The 17,381-nt window shown below is 74.2% G+C and carries 12 protein-coding genes; 4 read left to right on the top strand and 8 right to left on the bottom strand.

The genetic code is table 11. The features are described from left to right. Window positions 1–36: 36 nt before the first annotated feature. Complete coding sequence (locus tag CYQ11_RS03370) at window positions 37–2,355, bottom strand: serine/threonine-protein kinase (protein ID WP_099199013.1); 2,319 nt, start codon at window positions 2,353–2,355, stop codon at window positions 37–39. Window positions 2,356–2,887: 532 nt separating this feature from the next. Next, window positions 2,888–3,295 (bottom strand): DUF5997 family protein, encoded by a 408-nt coding sequence (locus tag CYQ11_RS03380; RefSeq protein WP_181143557.1) that lies wholly within the window; start codon window positions 3,293–3,295, stop codon window positions 2,888–2,890. A gap of 58 nt (window positions 3,296–3,353) precedes the next feature. Here CYQ11_RS03380 and CYQ11_RS03385 point away from each other — a divergent pair, with 58 nt between their 5' ends. Beyond that, the gene (locus CYQ11_RS03385) at window positions 3,354–4,133 is read left to right on the top strand and encodes a LysR family transcriptional regulator substrate-binding protein (RefSeq protein ID WP_099199016.1); all 780 of its coding nucleotides are present in this window, start codon (window positions 3,354–3,356) and stop codon (window positions 4,131–4,133) included. A gap of 28 nt (window positions 4,134–4,161) precedes the next feature. On the opposite strand, the gene CYQ11_RS03390 is transcribed toward CYQ11_RS03385, so the two are convergent. Together CYQ11_RS03390 and CYQ11_RS03395 are read right to left on the bottom strand one after the other, a co-directional pair. Continuing rightward, window positions 4,162–5,361: an acyl-CoA dehydrogenase family protein gene (locus CYQ11_RS03390; protein WP_099199017.1), complete on the bottom strand. Its 1,200-nt coding sequence runs from the start codon at window positions 5,359–5,361 to the stop codon at window positions 4,162–4,164. A gap of 188 nt (window positions 5,362–5,549) precedes the next feature. Beyond that, window positions 5,550–6,347 carry a phosphatase PAP2 family protein gene (locus tag CYQ11_RS03395; RefSeq protein ID WP_099199018.1) on the bottom strand — a complete coding sequence of 266 codons (798 nt, stop codon included), beginning with the start codon at window positions 6,345–6,347 and terminating at the stop codon, window positions 5,550–5,552. 387 nt (window positions 6,348–6,734) lie between these two features. On the opposite strand from CYQ11_RS03395, the gene map reads away from it, so the two are divergent. Together map and CYQ11_RS03405 are read left to right on the top strand one after the other, a co-directional pair. Next, window positions 6,735–7,490 carry a type I methionyl aminopeptidase gene (gene map, locus CYQ11_RS03400; RefSeq protein ID WP_420894505.1) on the top strand — a complete coding sequence of 252 codons (756 nt, stop codon included), beginning with the start codon at window positions 6,735–6,737 and terminating at the stop codon, window positions 7,488–7,490. Window positions 7,491–7,519: 29 nt separating this feature from the next. Beyond that, the gene (locus tag CYQ11_RS03405) at window positions 7,520–7,792 is read left to right on the top strand and encodes a helix-turn-helix domain-containing protein (RefSeq protein ID WP_099199020.1); all 273 of its coding nucleotides are present in this window, start codon (window positions 7,520–7,522) and stop codon (window positions 7,790–7,792) included. Here CYQ11_RS03405 and CYQ11_RS03410 read toward each other — a convergent pair. The 4 genes from CYQ11_RS03410 to CYQ11_RS03425 all read right to left on the bottom strand — a co-directional run bounded on the left by CYQ11_RS03410 (window position 7,784) and on the right by CYQ11_RS03425 (window position 13,529). Beyond that, window positions 7,784–8,605, bottom strand: coding sequence for a thioesterase II family protein (locus tag CYQ11_RS03410; RefSeq protein WP_192939080.1), 822 nt, complete (start codon window positions 8,603–8,605; stop codon window positions 7,784–7,786). The two genes, CYQ11_RS03405 and CYQ11_RS03410, sit on opposite strands and share 9 nt — an antisense overlap. 95 nt (window positions 8,606–8,700) lie before the next feature. After that, window positions 8,701–9,684 carry a CapA family protein gene (locus CYQ11_RS03415; protein ID WP_099199022.1) on the bottom strand — a complete coding sequence of 328 codons (984 nt, stop codon included), beginning with the start codon at window positions 9,682–9,684 and terminating at the stop codon, window positions 8,701–8,703. A gap of 135 nt (window positions 9,685–9,819) precedes the next feature. Further along, window positions 9,820–12,606, bottom strand: coding sequence for an AAA family ATPase (locus tag CYQ11_RS03420; RefSeq protein ID WP_240003372.1), 2,787 nt, complete (start codon window positions 12,604–12,606; stop codon window positions 9,820–9,822). A gap of 158 nt (window positions 12,607–12,764) precedes the next feature. Further along, on the bottom strand, window positions 12,765–13,529 hold the full coding sequence (locus CYQ11_RS03425; protein WP_243469263.1) for a thioesterase II family protein: 765 nt from the start codon (window positions 13,527–13,529) through the stop codon (window positions 12,765–12,767). Window positions 13,530–14,364: 835 nt separating this feature from the next. Here CYQ11_RS03425 and CYQ11_RS03430 point away from each other — a divergent pair. After that, window positions 14,365–17,151 carry a helix-turn-helix transcriptional regulator gene (locus CYQ11_RS03430; protein WP_181143559.1) on the top strand — a complete coding sequence of 929 codons (2,787 nt, stop codon included), beginning with the start codon at window positions 14,365–14,367 and terminating at the stop codon, window positions 17,149–17,151. Window positions 17,152–17,381 lie beyond the last annotated feature (230 nt).

The raw sequence follows: 17,381 nt of genomic DNA on the forward strand, positions 1-17,381 counted from the left end.
GGAGGCGACCGAGGGAAGACCTTTTCTGACGCTACGTCAGCTCACTGGACGACCCGGCGGCTCCGATCCGCGCAGCTGCCGGCCCCGTGTGGCGCGGGTGCGGCGCAGGGCGGCGACCTGGCGGTAGAGCTCCACGGCCTCGGCGCTGCGGCCCAGCTGCTCCAGGCAGTGCGCCTCGTCGTGCCGGCTGGCCAGGGCGTCGGGGTGGTCCGCGCCCAGGACCCGCTGACGGGCCTGGGCGACGTCCCGGTAGACGGCCAGGGCGTCGCTCCAGCGGCCGAGCCAGCCCAGGCCGACCGCCACCTCGCGCCGGCTCACCAGGGTGTCCGGGTGGTCGGCGCCCAGGACGCGGGCGCGGATGGCGCAGACGTCGCGCGCTTCCGCCAGGGCCTCCTCCCACCGGCCGAGGCGGCCGAGGTTGACGCCCAGCCCGTGCCGGGCGCGCAGGGTGTCGGGGTGCGCGGGGCCCTGGGCGCGCGTGCGGTCCTCGACGAGTTCGCGGTAGAGCTCCAGGGCCTCGGTGCTGCGCCCGAGCCGGCCGAGGCAGATGCCGGCCTCGTACCGGGCGGCCAGCGTGTCGGGGTCGTCCGGGCCGAGCACCCGGGCGCGGACCGCGGCCACGTCCTGGTACGTGCGCAGCGCCTCGGTCCAGCGGCCGAGCTGGCCGAGCGCGTAGCCGACCTCGTAGCGGGTGACGAGGGTGTCGGGGTGCTCGGGGCCGAGCACGCGGCCGCGCGCGGCGGCCACCTCACACGCCATGCCGTAGGACTCCTCCAGCCGTCCGAGTCTGCTCAGGTTGAAGGCCAGGTTGTGGCGGCAGCGCAGGGTGTCGGGGTGGTCGGTGCCCATGGCGCGCTCGCGGGAGGCGAGCACGGCGACGTACACCTGGTGCGCCTCGACGTGCCGGCCGAGCTGGCCGAGGACGTAGGCCGTCTCCTGGCGGGCGGCGAGCGTCTCGGGGTGCTCGGGGCCCAGCGTCCGCTCCCGGCCGGCCGCGGTCAGCGTGAACTCGCGCAGCGCGTCGCCGGGCCGGCCCAGCCGGCTGAGGGCGAAGCCGACCTCGTAGCGGCTGGCGAGGGTGTCGGGGTGGTCGGACCCGAGCAGGCGCTCGCGTTCGGCGACCAGGGCCCGCTGCACCTCGCCGGCCTCGGCCCAGCGGTCGAGGCGGGCGAGGCGCAGCCCCTCGCTGTGCCGTCCGGCGAGTTCGGCCAGGACGTCGGGGGGAGGCGGGCGTTCGGCGGCGGCGACGCGGGGCGTTCCGGTGGGGGCCGGCGTGGCCCGGCCCTCCTCGCCCGGCCCGGTCCAGGCGCCGGTGAGGGCGGCCGCGGGGTCGGGCGAGGGCTGGAGGGGGGCCGCGCCGGCCGCCTTGGAGCCGGTGGTCATGTCCCGCGCCCAGCCGGGCAGCCGGGGCGGCTCCGGCAGGCGCACGTAGGCCCGTACTGGCCGGGGCCGGCCCTCGGGGAGCGTGCCGGCGGCCGGCGGCCGGAGCGCGGAGTGGGCACGGGGCGGAGGCAGTTCGGCGACGCGGCGCACCAGGTCGGCGGCGTCCTCCGGCCGGTCCCCGGGGTCCTTGGCCAGCAGGTCCAGCACGACGCGCTCGAAGCCCTCGGGGAGCTCGGGCCGCAGCTCCCGGGGCGGCCGCGGCGGGGTGTCGCGGTGACCGACGAGGACGGCCCAGGCGTCGTCCATGTCGAAGGGCGGGGCGCCGGTGGCGATCTCGTACAGCACGCAGCCCAGCGAGTACAGGTCGCTGCGGTGGTCGACGTTGCCGGCGCCGATCTGCTCGGGGGACATGTAGTGCGGGGTGCCCATGGCGATGCCGGTGCCGGTGAGGCGGGCGGAGAAACCGATGTCGTGACCGAGGCGCGCGATGCCGAAGTCGCATATCTTCACGGTGCCGTCGCCGAGGCGGACGATGTTGGCGGGCTTGAGGTCGCGGTGCACGATGCCCTGCCGATGGGTGTACGCGAGGGCCGCGCCGACCTGTTCGGCGATCTCGATGACCTCGGGCACGGGCAGCGGGTGCTGCTTGTTGTCCTCCAGCAACTGGCTGAGGTTGCGGCCGTCCAGCAGCTCCATGACCAGGTAGAGGACGCCCTCCGATTCGCCGAAGTCGTGGACGACGGTGATGCCCCGGTGCTGAAGCGACGCCGCGACGCGCGCCTCGCGCCGGAACCGCTCCCGCAGGACCCGCAGGTACGACTGCTCGTGCTGGCGGCCCATGGGTTTGAGGCACTTGACGGCCACGTGGCGCCCGAGGGCGTCGTCGCGGGCCCGCCACACCTCGCCCATCCCGCCCCGACCGATCAGGTCGAGCAGCTGGTACCGGCCCTGGATCAGCCTGGTGTCCGCCATCCCGTGCCGCCGCCCCCGTCGATTCGCTGCGCCTCCCCCGGCCCCTCAAGTATGGCCGTCCGTCTGTGCAGCTTGTAGGCCGACGAACAGCCGCGGGGCCCGGACGGGCCCCCGTCCTCGGGATGTCTCGGGGCGCCCGCCCGAACAGGTGAAGAGCGCAGGGAGGCAGGAGGGCTTACCCGGGCGCGGCCACACGCCCCCGTGCGGGGTCGCACGCCCGCCAGCGAGCGCCGGCGCGCTCATGGGCCGGGCCGGCCGGGACCGGTCGGGTGTGACGGGGCGTACACGGCCGGTTACGGGTGGCCGTCGGGACGCCCACGGGGGCTCGGCACAGCGCGGCCCGCCGGGGCGGCGGCCGGCGCTCGGCGGCGACCGCCGGTGCCCCCGGCGCCCGGAAGAGCGCGGTTGGGCCGGGCGCCCCGCCTCGGTTCGCCGGCTCTTCGCGGGGTGGGAGTCAGCGCGGCGGGAGGAATTCCCGCAATTCCAGGACGTCCGGGTTTTCACCCGTCTCCTGGAGATCGCGGGACAGGGGTCAGGAGCGCTTCTGGCCCGTCTGGTCCTCGGCGCGCTGGGCGTTCTTCTCCTTGATCCGCACCGCTTCCTTGCGGACCTCGGCCTGGATGGCGCGTTCCTTCTGCAGCCACTCGGGCAGTTCCGTCTTCAGCGCCTCGATCTGCTCCGTGGTGAGGGCCTCGGTGATTCCGCCCCGGGCGAGGCCCGCGATGGAAACGCCCAGCTTCGCCGCGACCACCGGCCGGGGGTGCGGGCCGTTGCGTCGCAGCTCCTGCAGCCACTCGGGCGGATCGGCCTGCAGCGCGTTCAGTTCGTTGCGCGAGACGACACCCTCCTGGAATTCCGTGGGGGTGGCCTCGAGGTACACACCCAGCTTCTTCGCCGCGGTCGCGGGCTTCATCGTCTGGGTGCTCTTGTGCGACGTCATGATGTCAAGGGTATCGAGCATGTGCGCTACCTCTGACCACGACCGGTAACCTGGCGGAGTGACAGGCTCGGATGTATCCCCTTCGTTCCGGCTCGCATATGTCCCGGGAGTGACGCCCAGCAAATGGGTGCGGATCTGGAACGAGCGGCTGCCCGACGTCCCCTTGACCCTCGTCGCGGTGTCCGCCGCGGAGGCCTTCGGCACGCTGCGCGGCGGCGACGCCGACGCCGGTTTCGTACGGCTGCCGGTCGACCGCACGGACCTCAGCGCGATCCCGCTCTACACCGAGACGACGGTGGTCGTGGTCCCGAAGGACCACGCCGTGGCGGCGGTCGAGGAGGTGTCCGCCGAGGACCTCGCGGACGACATCGTGCTGCACCCGCTCGACGACACCCTGGAGTGGGAGCGGCTTCCGGGACGCCCCGCGCTGGAGCGCCCCGCCACGACGGCCGACGCCGTCGAGCTGGTGGCGGCGGGGGTGGGGGTCCTCGTCGTGCCGCAGTCGCTCGCGCGCCTGCACCACCGCAAGGACCTCACGTACCGGCCGGTCTCCGACGCGCCCGTCTCGCGCGTCGCACTGTCGTGGCCGCAGGAGCAGACCACCGACCTGGTGGAGGACTTCATCGGGATCGTCCGCGGGCGCACGGTCAACAGCACCCGGGGCCGGAAGCCCGCCCCCGACCAGCCGAAGGACAAGCGTCCCGAGGCGGGCGGGGCCCGGCGGAAGCCGGCGGCCGGCAAGACGGCGGGCAAGCCGGGCGGCGGCAGGAACCCGCGCGGCGGTTCGGGCGGCACCCCCAAGGGCGCCAAGCGCGGCAAGCCGCGCCGCCGGTCCTAGGGGGCCTCCGGCAGCACGGCGCCCCGCGTCAGCGGCGCACCCGTGGCATCCCCAGGCCGATCCAGGAGATGATCTCGCGCTGGATCTCGTTGTTGCCGCCCCCGAAGGTGAAGATGACCGCGCTGCGGTAGCCGCGTTCCAGCTCGCCGTGGAGGACCGCGCCCGCGGAGCCCTCCTTGAGGGGGCCTGCCGCGGCGAGGACCTCCATGAGCCACGCGTAGGCGTCGCGGCGCGCCTCGGAGCCGTAGACCTTCACGGCCGAGGCGTCCTGCGGGGTGAGGGTGCCGCGTTGGAGGGCGTCCACCATCCGCCAGTTGAGCAGCTTCATGGCGTCGAGCCGGATGTGGGTGCGGGCGAGCCGGCCGCGTACCCAGCCGAGGTCGACGACGCGGCGGCCGTCGGGCATCTTGGTGGTGGCCGCCCAGTGGCGGACGTCCCGCAGGGCCTTGATGGCGGTCGTGCCGTGGGCCGCCAGGGTGACGCGCTCGTGGTTGAGCTGGGTGGTGATCAGCCGCCAGCCCTGGTTCTCCTCGCCGACGCGGTGGGTGGCGGGGACGCGGACGTCGTCGTAGTGGCTCGCCGTGGTGTCGTGGGACGCCAGGGTGTTGATCAGCGTGCAGGAGTATCCGGGGGCGCTGGTGGGGACCAGGAGGATGCTGATGCCCTTGTGCGGGGGGACGCCGTCCTCGACGGGCCTGGTGCGTACGGCGAGCCAGACCCAGTCGGCCGTGTCGCCGTTGGTGGTCCAGATCTTCTGGCCGTTGACCGTGTAGTGGCCGGTATCCCGGTCGCCCTCGCGCACCGCCCGGGTGGTGAGGGAGGCCAGGTCCGTGCCCGCGCCGGGCTCGCTGTAGCCGATGGCGAAGTCCAGCTCGCCGGAGAGGATGCCCGGGAGGAAGGCCGCCTTCTGTTCCTCGGTGCCGTACTGCATGAGCGTCGGGCCGACCGTGTTGAGGGCCATGAGCGGCAGGGGCACGCCGGCCTGGGCGGCCTCGTCGAAGAAGATGAACTGTTCCACGGGGGTCATGCCGCTGCCCCCGTACTCCACGGGCCAGCCGACGCCGAGCCGGCCGTCCGCGCCGAGGCGGCGGACGGTGCGGCGGTAGAACCGCTTCCGCTCGGCCGGGTCGGCGTGCCGGGCGTAGGCGTCGTCGGGCACCAGTTCCGCGAAGTACTCGCGCAGTTCGGCCCGAAACCGCGCTTGCGCGGGGGTGTACTGGAGATCCACGGCCCCTCCCTGTGGTCGTCGGCCGGTCCGCCGTGTCGCGTCACGGTAGAACGCGTTCCAGGAATGAGGAAGGGCCGGGACGCCCCCACGCCGTCGCCAGGGAGGAACGCGGGAGGAAACGGAACGGACCCGCGCCATGGGGCGCGGGTCCGTTTCCGGGTGCGGAGGGCGGCGGCGTGCGGGCGCCGTCAGCGTCCCGCGTGCTTGCGGTGCCTGCCGCCGGAGACCGGGGCCCCGCCGGCGCGGCGGCGGCCGCCGTGGGGGCCGGGGACGGCGCCGGCGGCGTACCCGCCCTGGGCGGCCTCCATCTCGGCCAGTTCCTCGTCGAGCCCGAAGCGGTTCAGCAGCGGCAGGCGGTCCAGCCGCGGCAGCAGCCAGGCGTGCCAGACGCCGGTGACGAAGAGGATGGCGGAGGCCGCGACCAGGACCGAGCCGAAGGTGTCGGTCGGGTAGTGGGCCCCGATGTACATCCGGGAGAAGGCGACGACCAGCACCGCGAGGACACCGCAGACGGCGACGGTGTTGCGGTGGCGGGAGTTGCGGAAGAGGAAGTAGGTGGCGACGGCGGCCGCGACGGTGAAGGCGGTGTGACCGCTGGGGAAGCTGTTGGAGCCGATCTCCGGGTCGAGGGAGAACTGCCGCGGCGGCCGGTCACGGGCCACGATGGCCTTGGCGATCTGGGTGCTGTTCCAGCCGACCGCGACCACGAGGAACGTCGAGACCGCCGTGACGGGCCGGCGCCGCGCGAACAGCAGCCATCCGCACCACGCCCCGAGGATCAGCACGCCGGCGACGGGCGACGCACAGTAGCTGACCAGCTCCATGAGGGTGTTCAGCCAGCCGGTGCGGGTGTTGGTCTGGATCGTGCGGTCCAGGTCCAGGTCGTGCGGCTGGATCAGACGGGTGTGCGCGGCAACCAGCCCGAGCGAGATCGCGAGAGCGAACAGCAGGAGGGAGTTGCGCAACCAGTGGCGCACGTAGGGCATCGGCACGGGGTCCTTCGGATCGGTATCGCGGCGCCGGGGTGGCAGCACGTCGGCGTACGGATGAATGACGGGTACACGCCGCACGGAGTGGGCGCGGCTGTACATCAAAAGCTACACGCGTGGCGACCCCCGCCCGGGAGCCGCCGGGGGCGGCCGGAGCGCGCCCGGGGTGCGGGACCCGCCGGATGCGGGCCCGTGAACCGGAGGCTGTGCGGACCCCGTGGGGGCACTGTGTGACAGGGGTCACCTCGAAGGGCGCACGCCGTGGCGGGGCGGGAGCGCGCGAGGCGGTGGGCCCGGAGCCCCCTCCCCCGACCCGGGAAAACCGTGATAGTTATACCGGTGCCAGCGGAAGCACCTGCGGGAGGGGCCGGAATGATCACTTTGATGTCCTCGACGGAACTGGAGACCATGCGCGAGGCGGGCCGTGTCGTGGCCAAGGCCCTCGACACCGTGCGCCAGAAGGCCGCCGTCGGCGTCTCACTGCTCGAACTCGACGAGATCGCCGCCGCGGTGATCGACGACGCGGGGGCGACGTCCTCGTTCCGCGGCTACCACCCGGGCCACGCCCCCACCCCCTACCCGGGGGTGATCTGCTCCTCGGTCAACGACGCCGTGGTCCACGGCATCCCGAACGGCTACCGGCTCCAGGACGGCGACCTCGTCAGCATCGACTGCGGGGCCAGCGTCGACGGCCTGCACGGTGACTCCGCCGTGAGCTTCGTCGTCGGCGAGGCCCGGCCCGACGACCTGGAGCTCGTCGACACCACCGAGAGGGCGCTGCGGGCGGGCATCGACGCCCTCCAGCCGGGCGCGAGGATGGGCGACGTCTCCCACGCCATCGGCGTCATCGGCCGCGCGGCGGGCTACGGCCTGCTGGAGAACCACGGCGGCCACGGGGTGGGGCGGGCGATGCACCAGGACCCCTTCGTGCCCAACGAGGGGCGCGCGGGCCGCGGCATGCGGCTGCGCCCCGGCCTGGTGCTGGCCCTGGAGCCCATGTTCCTGGCGGGCGGCCGGGACGGTTACCGCGTGGCGGGCGACGGCTGGACGCTGCGCACCCTCGACGGCAGCCGGGCGGCACACGCCGAGCACACGGTGGCCGTCACCGAGGACGGCCCCCTCATGCTCACGGCACCCTGAGCCGGCCCGGGGTGCCCTAGCATCACGCCATGGTTCGTACACCCCTCACACCGTGGGAGAGGCAGCGCGGCGAGCGGCTCGGCGCCCTGCTGCGGGCGGCCCGCGGCAAGCGGAGCATGGTCGCGGTCGCGGCTGACGCGGGACTGTCGCCGGAGACCCTCCGGAAGATCGAGACCGGCCGCGCGCCGACCCCGGCCTTCTTCACCGTCGCCGCGCTGGCCTCCGTGCTCGGCATCTCCCTGGACGACATCGCCGCGGCCTGCGGCGAGCACCCGGAGGCCGGCCAGGCCCTGTCAGCGTGACGGTCCGGGGGCGCCCTCCAGGTCCTCGCGGACGACCGACAGCAGCGGCCCCGTCTGCTCGCGCAGGTACATGTGCCCGCCCGGCAGCGTCCCGGTCCGGAACGGCCCGGTGGTCAGCTCGCCCCAGCGGGGCAGGCTCCCGGCCGGGACGAAGCGGTCCGCCTCCCCGCGGACCGCGGTGAGCGGCGTCGTGAGCGCGGGCCGCTCGGCGTACGCGTAGGTGTCGAACGCCTCCAGGTCGGCCCGCAGCAGCGGCAGCGTCGGCAGCATGAACGCCCGCAGGGCCCGCGTCGGCGCACCGGCCAGCTCCACGGCGTACTCCAGCAGGCGGTCGTCGGGCAGGTCGTGCAGTCGCCGGGACCCGCGCGGGACGCACGGCGGCACGCAGCCGGAGACGATGAGGCGGCCCGGCGGCCTGCCCAGGCCGGTGAGCGCATGGCTGAGCTCGAAGGCGAGGAGCGCGCCGAAGCTGTGGCCGAACAGCGCGTAGGGTCCGCGCACCGCGTCGAGGAGCGGGCCGGCCAGCCCGGCCACGATGCGGTCCACCGAGCGCTGCGGAGGCTCGGCCGAGCGGGCACCGCGGCCGGGCAGCTCGACGCAGGACACCTCGACGCCGGGCCCGAGCCGCCGCCCCCAGTCGCCGTAGGGGGTGAGGATCGCTCCCGCGTACGGCAGGCAGAACAGCTGCCACGCGGCGCCTGGGCGGGGCCGGGGTGTTCTCAGCCACGCCGCCCGCGCCGTCGCGCCGCCGCCGGCTGATCCGCCGCCGGGGGCGTGACCGCCCGTTTCCGCGCCTGTCCGGCTCCGCTCCACCGCGTCTCCCCCGCCGCCGCCGAATCCGGTCAACCTATCCATACGTTCCGGCGGCCGCCAGGGGGTGGTGGCCGACGTCCCGGGCCCGCGGCCGTTCAGGCCCAGTCGACGACGAGCCGCTCTCCGCGCACCGTGACCGTCGTGCCGAACTCCGCGCAGGCGCGGGTGAACCGGTCGCGGATCCACTCCCACTCGTCCCCGCTCGCCTGCGTGGTGCGGCAGAAGTCCAGGTGCAGCGGCACCGCCTCCACCCGGACGGGCCGGGGACGTGCCGGGCCCGTGCCGTCCAGGGTGACCAGGAAGAGCAGTCCCAGGTCGTTGCGGAGGACGGGGTCGACCGCGTAGTCGTCGACGAAGTCCCCCATGTCGAAGAGGCAGCGGTCCGCGACGCCGTGGAAGACGTGGGCGGAGTGCCCGGCGACCAGGGTGGCCCCCGCCTCCAGCAACGCCGCGGCCGTGTGCCGTACGTGAGGGGGCGGCGCGGACGTCATGTTGGGGCCCCAGTGCGGGGTGACCAGGACGGCGTCGGCCTCGGCGGCGGCGCGGCCCACCAGGTCGGCGAGCCAGCCCGGCACGCCCCGGGCCAGGTCGGCGTAGGCGACGCCCGGCCGGTCCGGGCCGGCGGCGAAGTCCTCCGGGTGATCGGTGACGCCGACGACCGCCAGCCGCGTTGCGCCCGCCTCCAGCAGCGCGAAGCGCCGGGCGGCGGCGGGGTCGGGCCCGGCCCCCACGCTGCGGACGCCCGCGCGGGTCAGCAGCGCGCGGGTGTCCGCCAGGGCGTCGAAGCCGTAGTCGAGGGCGTGGTTGTTGGCGAGGGTCACACAGTCCGCGCCCAGGTCCGCGAGGACCGTGGCGGCGGCCGGCGGGGCCCGGAAGAAGAAGGGCTTGCCCGGCGCCGGCCAGGGCTCGCCGCGGTCGGACACGCAGCACTCGAGGTTGAGGACGAACGCGTCCGCGCCGGCCACGAGGCCCCTCAGCGCGGCGCTGAGGACCGTGGCCGGCCGGGGGTCCTGCTCCAGCCGCTCGGCGACGCAACGCCCCAGCATCGTGTCACCGGCCAGGGCCACCGTGATCGACACCGTCCGGCACGCCTCCGTCCCTTCCGTTTCACCGTAGCTCCGGCGACCGGGGCGGTACCAGCGGCCGGGCACGCGCGCGTGCCCGGCCGCTCGCCAGGAGTGTCCGACGGCCCGTGCCGGCCCGTCGGGCTCCCCCTAGAGGTCGACCCGTAGGCCGCCCACCCTGCTGGACAGGGTCGTGGGCAGGTCGCGGCGCCGTTGCACCCGCAGCTTGCGGTAGATGCGGGTGAGGTGCTGCTCCACCGTGCTGACGGTCACGTAGAGCATGGCGGCGATCTCCCGGTTGGTGTGGCCGTGGGCGGCCAGCACGGCCACTCTGCCCTCGGCCTCGCTGAGCGCCTCGGTGCCGCGCGGCGTGCTCGCCTCCTGCTCCGGCTCCTCCGGCGCCCCCTCCGGCTCCGCGTGCCCGGGCATCAGCCCCTGGCACAGCGGCTCCGCCCCGCAGAACCTGGCCATGTGCCACGCCTTGTGGGCGAGCGTACGGGCCCGGTTCACATCGCCCACGGCCTGGTAGCCCCGGCCCAGTTCACCTAAGACCTCGGCCAGTTGCAGACGGCTGCCGCCGTTCTCCAGCGCCTGGACCGCCTCCTCCAGCCGCTCCAGCCGGTCCCGGCCGGTCTCCGCGCAGCCGAGGGCGCGCAGGACGTTGCCGCGCTCGCGGTCAGGGGCGCGCAGCAGTTGCGCCTCGGCCATCTCCACGGCCTTCTTCCGGTCGCCGAGGGCCAGCCAGGCGTCGGAGGCGTCGACGCGCCAGGGGGCGAGCTCGGGCACGTCCACGCCCCAGGCGTCCATGAGCTCGCCGCAGGTGAGGAAGTCGCCGAGCGCGGCCTGGAAGCGGCCCGTCGCCAGGTACCAGCGGCCCCTGGCCCGCCGGAAGTGCAGTCCAGGCAGGGTGTCGAGCTCGGACTCGGGGCCGGTGTGGTTGAGCAGTTCCATCGCGTCGTCGTAGCGGCCCATGCCGGTGTACGCGAGGATGAGCGTGGACAGCGGGAGGGCGACGAAGCCGCCCCAGTCCCGCCGCGGCAGCAGCGACAGCGCCGCGCTCGCGTGACGCTCCGCCTTCACCAGGTCCCCCTGGCGCAGCGCGATCTCGCCCCGCACGGCCGTCAACAGGGCTTGCCAGGTGGGCCCGTAGCGGTCCTTGCACTCGGCGAGGAGACGCTCGCACCAGGGCAGGGCGAGGTCGGGCTTGCCCGCGTAGGTCAGGGCCCACAGGGCGAAGACCAGGGGCATGACGTAGCCGTCGCCGAGCCGGTAGCGCTGGAGCACCCGGGTGGCCTCAGCGACCGCGCCGTCGGGGGTGTCGTGGGAGAGCGCGGCGGTCATGGCGCGGACGGCGTGTTCGTGGGCGATGTCCGCGGCGCCGCCGAGGGGTTCGGCCGGGGCGTACACCTCCGGCGGGGTGCCGTGCGGGGTGCCGCGGTGCGCCGGGCTGATCAGGGCCAGCCACTGGCGGGCGGTCGTCAGGGCGGCCCGCTCCTCCTGGCTCGACCACGTGGCGGAGCGCTCCAGGGTGTCGAGGACGCCGGCCGCCTCGTCGGTGCGCTTCGCCCAGACCAGATAGCCGACGCAGACGACCAGCTCGTCGGGGGCGAGCCGTTCGCGGAGCATCTCCGGTACGAGCGTGGTGAGGTGGTCCCCCAGGGCCGCGGGCTTGGACCGCCACAGCACGCTGGCGAGCCGCAGCTTCAGGGCGACGCGCCCGGGGCCGTCGGGGCAGACCTCCTGGGCCAGCGCCAGGCAGTGCCGGGCGAACCTCAAATCCCCGTCCACGAGGGCGTATTCGGCGGCCTCCCGCAGGACGGGCACGGCCCAGGGCTCGGTCGCCGTGGTGCGGACGAGGTGGCGGGCCACCTCGTAGGTGGAGGCGCCGTCGTCGCGCAGCAGCGTCGCCGCCCGGTGGTGCAGCCCGGCGAGCTCCTGCTCGGGGGTGCCGGCGAGGACCGCGGCGGCGGCCGTGGCGTCGCGGAACCGTCCATCGTGGAAGAGGCCGCCCAGGGTCAGGTCCCGGTTGCCGCCCTCGACGGCGGTCGGTGCGAGGCCGAGGAGCCGGCCGAGCAGTTCCGGTGCCGCCGCCTCGCCCAGGACGGCGGTGCCGCGGGCGAGCGCGGTGACCTCCGCCCCGCACCGGTGCAGGATCTCGGCGACGGCACCGGCGTACGCCTCGCCGGGCCGCAGCGCGTGCGGCAGGCCCGCGTCCCCGGTGGCGGGGGCCGCGGAGTCCTCCAGCAGGGCCCGCACGAGCAGCGGGTTGCCGCCCGTCCTCTCGTACAGGGCGGCGGCGAGCCCGTCGTCCGCCGGGCCGTCGGCGTATTCCGTCAGCATCCGCCCGGCGCCCTCCGCGGAGAGGGGCTTGAGGCGCAGGCGGTGGCAGTTCGGCTGGCGCAGCAGTTCGGCCAGGAGGCCCAGCTGGTCCTGGGACAGGCGCTCGGAGGCGGTCAGCACGATGAGCACGCGGGCGCGCCGGGCGCGCCGGGCCAGGCACAGCAGGAACTGGAGGGACAGCGGGTCGCCGAGGTGGGCGTCGTCCACCGCGACGACGACGAGCCGGTCGGCCGCCGGGCGCAGGACGGTCCCGGCGAGGGCGGGCAGGACGCGCATCCGGGCTTCGGCCGAGGTCTGCGCGGCGGCCTCGTCCATCCAGCGGACCGCCTCGTCGCGCGCCTCGGGCGGCAGCGGTGAGCTGTCGAAGAGCTTCCTGGCGAGGGCGAACGGCCAGCTTCGCTCGGTGTGCGTACCGGTGGCGTCGAGCACCAGCGCGCCGTCGGCGGCGGCCTGGTCGGTGAACCGCACCAGGAGTTCCGTCTTGCCGGCGGCCACGGATCCGTTCAGCAGGGCCACCCGGCCGTTGCCGGCGGCCGCGGCCGTACGCAGTTCCGCGAGAGCGGCCGATTCGTTCTCGCGTTCAATGATGGGCGTCAACAAGTCATCCCCCGATACGGTGAAAGAGCCGAGTGCAGCAAGCCGCGCCGCGACAAGAGTGACCGAGATGGTCGTGAACCGAACGGTGCGCCGGGCGTGGAAGAGCACGCCTTCGCCCCGTCAACCGGGCATGCATGGCACAGCGTTGACCCCGCGTTCTAAACGGTGAGAAGACGGTCGGTGATCAGCCCGACAATTTCTCCCGCATGGTCGTTGATGAAGAAGTGGCCACCGGTGAAGGTGTGGACGTCACACGTGGCGGTCGTGTGCGTCTGCCAGGCCTGGAGTTCGTCCGGGGTCGTCCGGTGGTCGGAGTCGCCCGCGAGCACGGTGACCGGGGCGCGCACGGCCGCCCCGGGCTCGGCCCGGTAGTTCCTCACCGCGGTGTAGTCGCTGCGGATGGTGGGCAGCGTCAGCCTCAACAGCTCCTCGTTCTCGAAGACGGCGGCGTTGGTGCCGCTCAGCGCCCGCAGCTCCGCGATGACACCGTTGTCGTCGAGGTCGCCGTCGAGCTTGCGGAAGGTCTCCTCCCGGCGCCGGGAGGGGGCGGGACACCCCGAGACGAAGAGGCGTGCCGCGTCGAAGTCGCCGCGTCGCTCCAGCCGCCGGGTCACCTCGAAGGCGAGAACGGCTCCCATGCTGTGACCGAAAAGCGCGGTCGGGAGGTCCAGCCACGGCTCCAGTGCCGCGGCGATCTCGTCTGCGAGCGTTCCGATGTCCTCGATGTGCGCTTCGGAGTACCGGTTCTGGCGTCCGGGGTACTGGACGGCCAGGACGTCGACTTCCGGGGACAGCGCTCGGGCGTAGGGGACGTAGTACGAGGCCGCCCCACCGGCGTGCGGGAAGCAGACGAGTCGGGTTCTACAGGCTGGGTCCTGGGGGAATCGGAGAAACCACGGACTGGTCGTTGACTGTTGTATCACTTGCTCTGCTCTGCTCTCGCTTCGCGAGCGCGGTCGTATCGCTCGGATATGTCCGGCCCGAACTTCCGTCCACTTGGTCTGCATCTAATCAGGGAGTCGAACGTAGGGGGTACCCCTAACTCGTCCGGCGAGACCCTGCGACGCCTGTCCTCGGCCACTTGGGCCGAAGGGCGGCGCCGGCGGTGACCGAGGTGCTTCCGCGAGCTCGTCGGGACCCTGCTGACCAGCGACGGAAGCAAGTTGACCGTGGGTAAGCCCTGGCGACCAGGGGCGCTGGCGGGGGGCCGCGCTCCGCGGGGGCGGCCGCGCGCGCCATCGGTCCGTACCCCCTATGTCGGGCCGACGTCAAGCGCCATCCGTTTCCCTATGTTTAGGCCGTTCGACGAAAAAAACCGGAACCTCTAATTCCATTTGCTGCACTTGCCCGCCTACGTGAGAGGCGGAAGTAGGAAAGCTCGCCCTAAATCCCATATATCCCCAGGCCACTCACACAGCAGGGGAGGCTGTCCACCCCGCAGACCTCTAGCGACGCTCAAGCTGCGGTAATGTCTTCATGCCACAACTGCTTTCCAACCGACCACGCGGTCTGTGACCGGAACACGGCGCCCACGCGAGTGCCGAGGCGAGGCACACCCCTCGCCGTCCGGTCCCACCGGTGACGACGACCAGTGCCGGCCCGGCCGGCGGCACCGCCGCCACGTCAGTGCCCGGCACAGCCAAGCGCACATGGACACGGGGGTACACCTGGCATGCCCGCCCGCGACTCTTCACCCTTCGCGGCGACCTCACCGCCTCAGCACGTCCCGCTCGCCCGCACCGCCGGGAAGGACGTCCGGTGACGCTCGTCGAACGGGACGCGGACACCTCCCGGTTGGAACGGTTCTACGACCGAATACCGGCCTGTGATCCGTACGGAGTCCTCGTGGTCGTCAGCGGGGCTCCCGGCTCCGGCAGGTCCGAGCTGCTGCACCACCTCGCCGACCACGCGGCATCGCGCGGCGGTACGACCCTCCACGCCGTGGCCGCCCCCGAGGAACGCCACCTCCCCTACGCCCTGGTCGACCAGCTCCTGTGCGCGCTGCCCGCCAGGGGACGGCACCTCCGCCCGCAGCCGGCGCACGCGGGACCGGTCGCCCTCTCCCCCCTGCAACGCCTGCTCGCCGTGCGGCGCGCGCTCCTCGCCCACCGCTCGTCCCCGAACGCACCGCTGTTGGTCACCGTCGACGACGTCGAGTTCGCCGACCCCCAGTCGCTCAGGTGCCTGGCGCACCTCCTCCGGCACGGCCGCCCGGGGCAGCTGGTCGTCGCGGTCACCCACCGCCAGGGCGTACGCGTCCGCCTCCCCGGCCTGGGCGAACTCCACGACCTCCCCGGCACCCTGGCGCTGCGCACCCGGCCGCTGGGCGTACGGGGCGTCGGGCAGTTCCTCACCCCCCACCTCGGTGCCGGCCGGGGGCCGCGGTTCGCACACGCCGTCCACGGGCTGACCGGCGGCAGTCCCCTGCTGCTCGCCGCGCTGATGAGCGACCGGTGGGCGGCCAAGGAGCCGACGGCCGAGGACGGTGAACCGCAGCCGGGCGAGCAGTTCCGGCAGGCCGTCCTGGCCTGTGTGCACCGCACCGGCCGGCAGGGCCTGAAGGTCGCCCGCGGCGTCGCCCTCCTGGGACGGACCGCGACGGCACCGCTCCTCACGGCCCTGACCGGGGTCGGCGACGGCGCCCTGCGCGCCTCCCTCGCCGCGCTCCAGGAGGCCGGCGTCCTCGACGGCATGACGTTCCGTCACGAGTCCGCCAGGACCGCCGTCCTGGACGACCTGCCGCAGGAGGAACGGGCCCGGCTGAGCCGTCACGCCGCGGAGCTCCTGCACCACGCGGGCTCCCCGCCCACCGAGGTCGCCGCCCACCTCCTGGCCGCCGCGAGCGGACCGCGCCGGGGCACCTGGGCCTACGGGGCGCTGACGGACGCCGCCGGAGCGGCCCTCGCGCGCGGCGAGACCGCCCTCGCCTGGCGCTGTCTGCGCACGGCCGAGAGGCACTGCCGCGACGAGCGGCAGCGGCTCGCACTCCAGGCGGCGCAGGCCCAGCTCACCTGGCGACGCGCCCCTTCGGCCGCCGCCGGCCAGGTGCGGGCCCTGGTCGCCCCGGCCCGCGCGGGCCTGCTCGCGCCGGACGCCTCGGTGCGCCTGGCGTCCCAACTGCTGTGGCAAGGGCGGATGGACGACGCCACGGAGGTGTTCCGGAAGGCGGGGGCCACCGCGAGGGCCACTCCCGACCCGCGGCTGCGCACCGAGCTGTCGGCGTTCCACCAGCACGTGGCCCTCAGCTACCCGGGGGTGCTGGAGAAGGCCGGGCTGCCCGACCCGTACGACTTCGGCGACCGGCCCTCGCCCGGCGCGGGGCAGGCGGCGTTCCGGTGGCGGTCCCAGGCGGCGCTGGCCTCCGTGCTGCTGACGCACGACGCCGCGCCCGCGCCGGGCGACCCGGAGGAGACCCTCAGCGGCGTCCCGTCGGCGCAGCAGAGCCTGGAGGTCCAGGAGGCGTCGCTGCTGGCGCTGGTCCACGCCGGCCGGCTCGAAACGGCCGCCACGTGGTGCGAGCGGCTGCTCTCCGAGGCGGAGCGGCTGAAGGCGCCCGTCACGTCCGCCGTCCTCATGGGCCTGCGTGCGCTGATCGCCGCCCGCCGGGGCCGGCTCCTGGACGCCGCCGAGCACGCGACGGCCGCGCTGCGCAGGATGCCGGACCAGAGCTGGGGAGTCGGCATCGGTCTGCCGCTGTCGGTCCTCATCTACACCGGCACCGCGATGGGCCGGCACGAGGAGGTCACCGAGCTCCTCGACCGGCCGGTCCCGCGCGAGATGTTCCACACCCGGTACGGGCTGCACTACCTGTACGCCCGTGGGCGGCACCAGTTGGCCACGGGCCGTGCGCACGCCGCGCTCGCCGACTTCGTGGAGTGCGGTGAGCGGATGCGCCGCTGGCACATGGACGTGCCCGACCTCCTGCCGTGGCGCACCGGTGCCGCCGAAGCCTGGCTGGCGCTCAACGACACCGCGCGGGCGGCCCGTTACGTCGACGAACAGCTCTCACGGTCGGCGGGCGCCTCCACCCGGGCGCGCGGCGCGGCACTGCGGGTCCTCGCCGCCACCCGTCCTCCGGCCGCACGGCGGGGCCTGCTGGAGAGGGCCCTGGAGGCGTCGCGCGACGCGGGTGACGCCTACGAGACGGCCCGGGTGCTCGCCGACCTCGGAGGGGCCCACAAGGAACAGAAAGACTCGGCGAAGGGCAGGTTGCTGGTGAGGCAGGCTCTGCGGGCGGCGGACGAGTGCGGTGCGCAGGAGCTGTACCGGTCCCTGCAGCCGTCGCCGGGCCGCGGCGCTCCCCCGGCGCCGTCCGGCCAGGACCGGCGCAGGGCCACGGCGGAGAGCGCCTCGCTCACCGCGGCGGAGCGGCGGGTCGCCTCGCTGGCGGCGCACGGCTACACCAACCGGGACATCGCCGCGAAGCTGTTCATCACGGTGAGCACGGTCGAGCAGCACCTCACCCGGGTGTACCGGAAGATCAACATTCGGCACCGGAAGGACCTGCCGACCAACTTGGACTTCCACGTCGCCGACACGGCCTGAGACGGCGGCCGGGAATCCCGGAGCCGTCTCGGGCCCCTCAGGGCGCCGGCCCGCGAACAGCGGGCCGGCGCCCCTGCTTTCCCCCGGCGCCGAAGCGCGTTACTTTCCCTCTTTACCGGTGGCGGATTCTCCGCCGGGGCGCCGACCCGTATGTCGGGCAATCAGGGTGGATAGGGGTTGTCCGCGTTCTTCCCGCAGAAATAGCGTGCTTTCGCCGACGCACGTATTGC

It is taken from the genome of Streptomyces cinnamoneus (assembly GCF_002939475.1).
Lineage (GTDB): Bacteria > Actinomycetota > Actinomycetes > Streptomycetales > Streptomycetaceae > Streptomyces > Streptomyces cinnamoneus_A.

What these genes read in the sequence shown, in the direction of transcription:
- CYQ11_RS03370 (WP_099199013.1), bottom strand. Translation starts at nt 2,355, where the DNA reads ATGGCGGACACCAGGCTGATCCAGGGCCGGTACCAGCTGCTCGACCTG.
- CYQ11_RS03380 (WP_181143557.1), bottom strand. Translation starts at nt 3,295, where the DNA reads ATGACGTCGCACAAGAGCACCCAGACGATGAAGCCCGCGACCGCGGCG.
- CYQ11_RS03395 (WP_099199018.1), bottom strand. Translation starts at nt 6,347, where the DNA reads ATGCCCTACGTGCGCCACTGGTTGCGCAACTCCCTCCTGCTGTTCGCT.
- map (WP_420894505.1), top strand. Translation starts at nt 6,735, where the DNA reads ATGTCCTCGACGGAACTGGAGACCATGCGCGAGGCGGGCCGTGTCGTG.
- CYQ11_RS03405 (WP_099199020.1), top strand. Translation starts at nt 7,520, where the DNA reads ATGGTTCGTACACCCCTCACACCGTGGGAGAGGCAGCGCGGCGAGCGG.